Origin of the sequence: Corallococcus sp. CA053C (assembly GCF_003611675.1) — a bacterium.
Lineage (GTDB): Bacteria > Myxococcota > Myxococcia > Myxococcales > Myxococcaceae > Corallococcus.
The window spans coordinates 1-3,529 of sequence record NZ_RAWA01000635.1 but is presented as its reverse complement, the minus strand read 5'-3'; the positions used below and the strand labels follow the sequence as shown (position 1 = coordinate 3,529).

5 protein-coding genes and 1 pseudogene are annotated in these 3,529 nt (G+C 72.5%); 3 read left to right on the top strand and 3 right to left on the bottom strand.

Going from position 1 to position 3,529, the window contains the following annotated elements:
- Window positions 1-2: 2 nt before the first annotated feature.
- Window positions 3-1,154, top strand: coding sequence for a hypothetical protein (locus D7V97_RS41325; protein ID WP_233583569.1), 1,152 nt, complete (start codon window positions 3-5; stop codon window positions 1,152-1,154).
- A 9-nt stretch (window positions 1,155-1,163) separates the two neighbouring features.
- On the opposite strand, the gene D7V97_RS41320 is transcribed toward D7V97_RS41325, so the two are convergent.
- Window positions 1,164-1,505, bottom strand: coding sequence for a hypothetical protein (locus D7V97_RS41320; protein ID WP_120616034.1), 342 nt, complete (start codon window positions 1,503-1,505; stop codon window positions 1,164-1,166).
- Window positions 1,498-1,743 carry a hypothetical protein gene (locus D7V97_RS41315; RefSeq protein WP_120616033.1) on the bottom strand — a complete coding sequence of 82 codons (246 nt, stop codon included), beginning with the start codon at window positions 1,741-1,743 and terminating at the stop codon, window positions 1,498-1,500. Before D7V97_RS41315 ends, D7V97_RS41320 begins: the two co-directional genes overlap by 8 nt.
- A gap of 192 nt (window positions 1,744-1,935) precedes the next feature.
- Here D7V97_RS41315 and D7V97_RS41310 point away from each other — a divergent pair, with 192 nt between their 5' ends.
- Window positions 1,936-2,145 (top strand): hypothetical protein, encoded by a 210-nt coding sequence (locus D7V97_RS41310; RefSeq protein ID WP_120616032.1) that lies wholly within the window; start codon window positions 1,936-1,938, stop codon window positions 2,143-2,145.
- 81 nt (window positions 2,146-2,226) lie between these two features.
- Here the strand turns inward: D7V97_RS41310 and D7V97_RS41305 are convergent, their stop codons facing one another.
- A complete protein-coding gene (locus tag D7V97_RS41305) occupies window positions 2,227-3,132 on the bottom strand; it encodes an AEC family transporter (protein WP_120616031.1) in 906 nt (301 codons plus the stop codon).
- A gap of 163 nt (window positions 3,133-3,295) precedes the next feature.
- Here D7V97_RS41305 and D7V97_RS41300 point away from each other — a divergent pair.
- Window positions 3,296-3,529, top strand: a pseudogene (locus D7V97_RS41300) (MFS transporter); the annotation flags it as partial.

The following is a 3,529-nucleotide window of genomic DNA, read 5'->3' as shown; positions in this document are numbered from 1 at the left end:
CCCTGCCCCCCCGCCTGGATGCACTGCTCGAGTCCCTGATGGACCGGGACTTCGCGGAGCGGCTGCGCAAGGTCTACCAGGCGGCCGCCGTCGCCATCGACCGGCTGGGCCACCTGAACGTCGTGAAGTACGAGCCCACCACCGCCGAGCCCGACGACGCCGCGGACCTGTCGCTCTGGGAGACGATGGCGCCCGCCATCGGCGACACGCTGGTGGACGTCAACCGGCTCGTCGTCGCCATCCGCGACGCCTTTCCCCCGCCGGCCCGGCCCGCGTCCTCCAGCGACAGCGGCTGGGCCCCGCCCCCGTCCAGCTCCGACGAGCGCCGCGCGCAGGAAGCGGAGGCCGTGCTGCACGCCAGCGCCGAGCGCCTCTCCAAGCGCGTGCAGGAGCTGGGCGTGCAGATGCGGCGGCCGGAGGTCGTGAGCGACCGCTGGACGCTGATGTCGGAGCTGGCCGCGTCGCGCGCGGACTTCCGCAACCGCATTGGCGACCTCGTCTACCTCACCGCCGCGGCCTTCGCGGACGTGCGGCGCGAGGACGTGGTGCCCGGCTACTCGAACCAGGTGGGCGCGCGCGTGGCCCTGCGGGGCGCGGCGGCCGACCTGCGTCGCTCGTTGCACGGACGGCTGGAGCGCGCGGCGAAGGCGACCGATGCCCAGCGGCCCGCGCTGGCGCGTCAGGCGGAGGAGAGCCTCGCGGCCTTCATGTCCCTGCCCTCGTCGCTCGCGCTGCGCACGCCCACCAAGCGCGAAATCGTCGCGGCGCGGGGCCGGCTGCGCGACGCGGGCGCGCAGGCGGAGCTGGGGCCGGACGTGCTGCCCGGGCTCGTGGAGCCCTTCCTCGCGCTCCTCGACGAGGCGATGGAGGAGGTGACACGCACCTGGCTCATCGTGCACGACCGCGCGGTGTGGGCAGCGAGCGGCGTCCGGCTGGAGCAGGTGGACATGCACCTGGAGCTGGGCTCGCCGGGCGCGGCGCGCGTGCTGGAGGAAGCGGTGGAGGCCGCGGGCGCGCTCACCGGCCGCTCGGCGCCCTTCGACGTCTTCCTCCGCAAGGGCCGCCAGGAGGCGGCCGCGGGCCTCAACGAAGCCGGCGCCAGGGACCTGCTCGCCCGCTTCCGCGAGCGGCTGGCCAGCCTGCCGTTCAGCTAGCGCGAGGGCTCAGGGCTTCGGGGTGCCGGTGGCGGTGCTGATGCCGGGCAGCGGCGGCGGCGTGGGCGCGGTGGACGCCGCGGCCGAGGGCAGCGCGGGCGCCTCCTGCTTCGGCGGCAGGATGCGCAGCTCCTCGAAGCGCTCCGCCAGCGTCTGCGGCGTCAGCTCTTCCTGCCACTGCTTGGGGTTGGTGTTCCATCCGAAGTCGGCCGGCACCTTGCCGCCACCCTGGCTGGTGTAGCCGATCATGTCCGGGAACTGCGCGGACCAGCGGCCGCCGGGATCCGGCTCCTTGGTGACGTGCTGCCGGTTGGGAATGATGAAGGGCTTGGGCTTGGGAGCATCACTCATGCAGCGCAGCCTCTCCGAAAGAGGGCCGCATGGGTAGAGGCAAGCGGGGCCCCTGCCGCCTTCGCGCATGGTCCTTGGGGGGCAGCACGCTCGGCCCCAGGGCGAACACCGCCGCGAAGTAGCGCGCCTGCGCCTCGCTGCCGTAGCGGTAGCGCCGGATGTCCCCCTCGCCAGCCTCCACCTCCACGCGCCAGCCCCTCCGGTCGCACCGCACCGTCACCGTGTTCTCCGCGCCCATCCCACACCTCCCCCGTCCCGTTGCTGTCCGAGGGTGTGCGCTATGAAATCCCCGTGCCAGCCCGTCCACGTCCGGCCAAGGGGTTGCGGTGTCAGTGGGTGAGCAGTCGGTGTACCCCCCGGTAACGTTTGCAGGCCTGGACCCGGGTCGCATCCTCCTTGTGTTGGGCTGATCCTGCGTTAACTCAATGGCATGACCCACTTCGAGACCCAGAGCGGAGAGCGATTCGCGGACTTCGATCTTCCCGAGGGCTGCATGATGTGCGGCGGCGCGGTCTCCATCCGGGCCACGCCCGCTGGGGCCCACGGCTACTGCCCCCACTGCCACGTGCTGTCGCGCCCGCAGATGCGCGTGAAGCCCAATGGCGTGGAGCTCTCCTTCGAGACCATGGCGCTCGCCTGAACGAGCGCCCTTCCACACGGTGACCTGCCCGCCCGGGGAGCATCCGCCCGCGGCGGCGATGGACGGCAAGAAACGGGTGCTTCAGTGCACCTGCGCCAGGAGCAGCGGCGCGGTGAAGAACGACAGCGGGATGCCCACGCCCACCATGAGCACCGCCAGCTCCGTGTCCAGCTCGTACTCGGCGGCGATGAGGGTGGCCGTCACCATGGGAGCCATGGCCACCTGCAGCACGGTGGCCTGCTTCACCACCAGCGCGAGCCCCGGTAGGAACGCCAGCAGGGCGAGCACCGCGAGCGGCGCGAGCACCAGCTTGTAGGACAGCCCCAGCGCGAGCGCTGGCGCCCGCTTCCGTAAGCCCCCCAGCCGGAGCTGGAAGCCCACGATGAACAGCGCCAGCGGCGTGAGCAGGTCGCCCAGCCGTTGCAGCACGGCGTCCAGCCAGTCCGGGAAGGCGAACGGCCGCAACAGCAGCGCCACCACCAGGGCCTGGAACGGCGCGAACACCAGCACCTTGCGCACGAGCACCCGCGCGGGCAGTGACGCCCCCGCGTTCGCCTTCGCCGCCGTCAGCGTGGCGAGCGTCGCCGCGACCAGGAACGAGCCCAGCTGATCCGCCACCACCGCCACCTGCACGCCCGCGGGCCCCAGCAGCGCCGCCGCCATGGGCAGGCCCACGAAGGCGGTGTTGCCCAGCCCCGCGGTGAGGACGAGCGCCGCCACCGATTCGCGCGACAGCCCGATGCGAGGGCCCAGGAGGCGCATGAAGGCGCTGGACCCCAGGAAGAGCAGCCACGGGGCCACCGCGGCGACGAGCAGCCCGGGCACGAACTCCAGCCGGTGCATCGCGCGCAGCACCAGCGCGGGCAGCGACACGTTGAGCAGGAAGACGTTGAAGACCGACGCCGTGGCTTCGGGGAACCGACCGCTGCGGCGGGCGAGCACCCCCAGCACCAGGCACACCCCCAGCAGTCCGATGACCTGACCCATGCCCTCTGCTTCCGCCTTCGCCGTTTCGGTGGCGGCGCAACCTGGAGGAGCGCGCCGGGGAAGTCCAGCCCTGTGAACAAAAGCCAGTGGTAACGGCCGGGGGCCCGGCGCATTCTGGTGCGCGAGGTCAGCCTCGCCTCCGACTCCGCGTCCGGCCCCCTTCATGAATCCCATTGCCACGTTTTTGAGAGCGCTCGGCGGGGGTGGCCTGCCCCGGACGTACTGGGTGCTGTGGGTGGGCACCTTCGTGAACCGGTTGGGGTCCTTCGTGGCGCCCTTCCTGGCGCTGTACCTGACGCGCGAGCGCGGCTTCAGCGTGGAGCAGGCGGGCCTCGTCGTCTCGCTGAACGGCGCGGGCGCGGTGCTGGCCGCGCCCCTGGGTGGGATGCTCGCGGAC

What these genes read in the sequence shown, in the direction of transcription:
- D7V97_RS41320 (WP_120616034.1), bottom strand. Translation starts at nt 1,505, where the DNA reads ATGAGTGATGCTCCCAAGCCCAAGCCCTTCATCATTCCCAACCGGCAG.
- D7V97_RS41315 (WP_120616033.1), bottom strand. Translation starts at nt 1,743, where the DNA reads ATGGGCGCGGAGAACACGGTGACGGTGCGGTGCGACCGGAGGGGCTGG.
- D7V97_RS41310 (WP_120616032.1), top strand. Translation starts at nt 1,936, where the DNA reads ATGACCCACTTCGAGACCCAGAGCGGAGAGCGATTCGCGGACTTCGAT.
- D7V97_RS41305 (WP_120616031.1), bottom strand. Translation starts at nt 3,132, where the DNA reads ATGGGTCAGGTCATCGGACTGCTGGGGGTGTGCCTGGTGCTGGGGGTG.